Raw genomic sequence first — 4351 nt, 5'->3', positions numbered from 1 at the left:
TTTCTATTGTACCATATCTTCATCAAATTAATTGTTCTGCTCTGAGTTTTAACATATCCACGCGGCTGTGTAAGAATTACAACATTTTTATCCATACCGATGCTTTCCATAAATCTCAGTGGGATGGAGTCAGTGATTCCGCCGTCAAGAAATTCGCGATCGTTAATTTTTACAATACGTGATACAAGTGGCATTGATGCGGATGCTCTTATCCAATCAAGATCTTCTCCGGTTGCTGTATGGCAGTTGTGATAAACTGCTTTGCCAGTATTTATATCAGTAGCAACTACAAAAAAAGTCATCGGATTGGAATTGTATGATTCATTGTCAAAAATATCGAGCTTTTCTGGAATGGTGTGATAACAGAACTCGGCGCCAAACATGTCTCCTGTTTTGATTAGCGAGCTCCAGCTGCAATACTTTTTCTCATTTCGAAATCTAAGATTGTAACGGATTGCACGTCCGTGCTGACCTGATTTGTAGTTGCATCCAAAGCATGCACCTGCTGAAACGCCTACAGAACTATTAAACAATATTCCGTTTTCCATAAGTACATCTGTTACTCCTGCTGTAAATAGGCCGCGCATTGCACCGCCTTCCATTACAAGGCCATATTTCATATTATTAGTATCCTCCAGAGATAAATAAGATATTTGTTATTATATCTGATTTGTTAAAAAAAGTCAATCCCAATATGAAATCATTTAAATCCCAAAACGACTTATGATTGACAATAAGATGCAAATATGATAGAATTAATCTATTGACTGCAAAGGAGAATACGATGAATATTATACTTGCTTCAGCTTCACCACGAAGACGTGAGTTAATGAGGTATATTACATCTGATTTCAAAGCTGTTTCGCTTGATTGTGATGAAAGTCTTCCACCAGATATAGATCCTATGCATGCTTCTGAATATCTTGCTAATTTAAAAGCAAAGACAGCTTTTGATAAGTATCCAGAGGACTTGATTATCGGCTGTGATACGACAGTTATATGTGATGGTATTATTCTTGGTAAGCCTAAGAACAGAGAACAGTGCATTGAATGTATCGGCCTTCTTTCAAGAAAACATATACATCAGGTTGTTACAGGTTGTTCTCTAATGTATAAAGATAAGATTTCTTCTTTTTCTGAAATCACTGATGTTATTTTTAGAGAGCTTACAGATAAAGAGATTGAAAACTATGCTGATACCGATGAGCCTTATGATAAAGCTGGAGGTTATGGAATCCAGGGAAAAGGATCCGATTTGATTTTTAATATTGACGGAGATTTCTTTAATGTCGTTGGACTTCCAGTAACGCGACTGTTTCAAGAACTGAAAAAATTTATATCTAATATAAAGGAGTATTAAAAATGAACTCAACAGCATTTCACAACGCGGATATACTTATTCCTAACAATTCAGTTGATATGAGTAAATGGGCTGTAATAGCTTGTGACCAGTATACTAGTGAGCCTGAATACTGGGACGAGGTTACAAAAAAAGTTGGTGATTCACCGTCAACACTTAGTCTTATTCTTCCTGAGCTATTTCTTGAGGAAAGTAATGTTACTGAGCGTATTGGAAACATACATACAGCTATGGATAAATATATTTCAGATGGAATTTTTAATGAGTATAAAAATGCTATGGTTTACGTTGAGCGCATTCAGAGCAATGGAATAGTTCGTAAGGGAATAGTAGGAGCTATAGATCTTGAAAAGTATGATTTTTCTAAGGGTAGCACTTCTGAAGTACGTGCAACAGAAGCTACTGTTATTGAGCGTATTCCACCGCGTATAAAAGTTAGAAATGGTGCTTCGCTTGAACTTCCTCATATAATGATTTTAATTGATGATCCTGATGAAACTGTAATGAGTACAATAGACAAGGATTCTATGACTAAGCTTTATGATACAAAGCTTATGCAGAATGGTGGAAGTATCTGTGGATATCTTCTAGATGAAGCAACACAGGAAAAGATTGATGCTGCTTTGGCTTCACTTTCCGATCAGGAGACATTTAATAATAAATACGGCCTTGAAAATCAGTCTGTGCTGCTTTATGCTATGGGCGACGGAAATCATTCCCTTGCTACAGCCAAGGAGTACTATGAACAGCTGAAGAAGTCAAATCCAGGTAAAGATTTTTCAAATCATCCGGCAAGATTTGCACTTGCAGAAATTGTAAATCTCCATAGTGAGGCTCTAAAATTCGAAGCCATTTATCGTCTGGTGTATGATGTTGACTGCGATAAGCTTATTGCGGGTATAACTGAATCACTCGGGCTTTCTGAGGATCCTTCTGCTCAGTGGGTTAATATTGTGTGTCGTGGAAAAGAGAGGAAACTTTATATCCATAATACAACATCTAATCTTTCAGTTGGTTCGCTTCAGAATTATCTCGATGGTTATATTAAGATGAATGGCGGGAAAATTGATTATATTCATGGGATAGATAACGTTAAAGCTCTTGCTGAAAAGCATAATGGAATTGCCTTCATACTTCCTGATATGGACAAATCTGAGCTTTTCCCAACAGTTATAAAAGATGGTGCTCTTCCGAGAAAGACTTTCTCTATGGGACATGCAGATGATAAGCGTTTTTACATTGAGGCAAGAAGAATAGCTGAATAATAGACTTGACATAATAAAAGCTCTGATCATTTTTTGCGGTCAGGGCTTTTTTGCTTGACAAAAACAAAACAATATGATAGAATGTATCTGTACTAATACAGCTGATACAGTTAATGGCTATTAGCCATTTTTTCTGCTATATTACTCAAAATTACAATTATGTAATATTACGTGAAAATATTGACAAACTCAAATGTGTGTGATATAATTGTCAATATTAGGACGAAAGGAGAATTGTTCATATGAACAAAAGTATCATTCTTAGAACTGCTGCAGCTTTATCTATATCTGCGGCGTTGTTATGCGGCGCCTCGTCGTGTGGCATTAATAGCATGTTAAATGTACCAATCTCAACATACACTGTTGAGCACACTAATGTTGAGAATTACATCAGTGTTTCAGGTGCAGTAGAGGGTTCAAACATAGTAAAGGTTACAAGTGACCTTACAGCTAAGGTTAAGAAGCTCAATGTAGGAGTTGGAAGTTCAGTAAAAGTCGGAGACGTACTTTGTGAATTTGATAGTTCGGATTATCAGGAACAGTATGATAAATTAAAGGATAGTGCAGAAACTTCACAGGAGAGGCTTGACAGTTTCCACGAGAAAAATCAGCGTGCACTTCAGGATGCTAAGAATCAGAAAACCGATCTCCTTCGTAAGGCACAGCGCGCTATAGACAGTGCTGTATCCGCAAGGGATTCGGCATATGCAAAGTATGATAAGCTTCGTCAGGAAAGAGACGAGTTATATGATGCATACCAGAACGAGGAAGATCCTATTTATAAACAGTATTTGGCTGTACAGGAGCAGTATGAAGCATTCGGCGATTCTCTCAGCCAGTACGACGAGGCTGTTCAGGCTGCTCGTGACGCATACAATGACACATCAAAGACTGCCGATGCTGCTATACAGGCTGCTCAGGAGGCTATCGATGATGAGAAGTATAACAAGGACACTACTGTTCAGGATCAGCTGGATAAGCTAAAGGAGAGTATTGACAAGTGTACAGTTAAGGCTACAAAAGATGGCATCATAACATCTATAAGCATCGCAGAGGGAAGCTTCCCAACTACAGAAGCTCTTATGACTATTGAAGATACAACTTCCCTCAGAATCAATGTTTCGATAAATGAGGCTGACATCCTCAAAGTTAAAGAAGGTCAGAAGGCTATCATTACTACTACCGCTACTGGTGAAGAGGAGTTTTCTGGCAAGGTATCTCGCGTAGTAAATATTATGAGTGGTCAGATGACCAATATGTATACTGGTGAGAAGGAAGGTGGCGGATACTCTGCTGAGATAATTATTGACAATGGTGCTGATAAACTACTCATCGGTATGACTGCTAAGGCTAAGATAATCCTTGATCAAAAGGAAAATGTTCTGGCTGTGCCTTATGATTCCATTAAGGATAATGATGATGGAACATATTCTGTATTTATAGCTGAGAAGAGTGGCGATAAAGGTGGCTACAAGGCTAAGGAAGTCAAGATTGAAAAGGGTATGGAGACTAATTATCTTACAGAGATAATGTCTTCTGATCTTAATGATGGTGACATTATCCTGACTGATGTTTCCTCAAATGCAATATCTGACGGGGATGATATTAATATTGCCGAGCCGTATACAGATCCCGATAAGGATCAGGGAGAGTAATATGGCAAGAAAACTGATAATGATGAGAAATATCATCAAGCGTTATTATATCGGTCAGCCTAATGAGCTTC

At 37.8% G+C, this 4351-nt stretch carries 4 protein-coding genes; 3 read left to right on the top strand and 1 reads right to left on the bottom strand.

Translation table 11 applies throughout. The features are described from left to right. Positions 1 to 620, bottom strand: a 620-nt coding sequence (locus J6U00_RS13845) for a patatin family protein (RefSeq protein WP_296582788.1), incomplete at its 3' end; no start/stop codon positions are given. Positions 621 to 784: 164 nt separating this feature from the next. On the opposite strand from J6U00_RS13845, the gene J6U00_RS13840 reads away from it, so the two are divergent. From J6U00_RS13840 to J6U00_RS13830, 3 genes are all read left to right on the top strand, one after another. Next, positions 785 to 1360 (top strand): Maf family protein, encoded by a 576-nt coding sequence (locus J6U00_RS13840; protein WP_296582786.1) that lies wholly within the window; start codon positions 785 to 787, stop codon positions 1358 to 1360. 2 nt (positions 1361 to 1362) lie between these two features. Further along, positions 1363 to 2625 (top strand): DUF1015 domain-containing protein, encoded by a 1263-nt coding sequence (locus tag J6U00_RS13835; protein ID WP_296582784.1) that lies wholly within the window; start codon positions 1363 to 1365, stop codon positions 2623 to 2625. Between the two features lie 242 nt (positions 2626 to 2867). Beyond that, a complete protein-coding gene (locus J6U00_RS13830; RefSeq protein WP_296582782.1) occupies positions 2868 to 4280 on the top strand; it encodes an efflux RND transporter periplasmic adaptor subunit in 1413 nt (470 codons plus the stop codon). The last annotated feature ends 71 nt before the right edge of the window (positions 4281 to 4351 follow it).

The organism is Ruminococcus sp. (assembly GCF_017650195.1).
In the GTDB taxonomy this organism is placed as follows: Bacteria; Bacillota; Clostridia; order Oscillospirales; family Ruminococcaceae; genus Ruminococcus.
This window is presented reverse-complemented; position numbering and strand designations above follow the sequence as displayed.

What these genes read in the sequence shown, in the direction of transcription:
- J6U00_RS13840 (WP_296582786.1), top strand. Translation starts at nt 785, where the DNA reads ATGAATATTATACTTGCTTCAGCTTCACCACGAAGACGTGAGTTAATG.
- J6U00_RS13835 (WP_296582784.1), top strand. Translation starts at nt 1,363, where the DNA reads ATGAACTCAACAGCATTTCACAACGCGGATATACTTATTCCTAACAAT.
- J6U00_RS13830 (WP_296582782.1), top strand. Translation starts at nt 2,868, where the DNA reads ATGAACAAAAGTATCATTCTTAGAACTGCTGCAGCTTTATCTATATCT.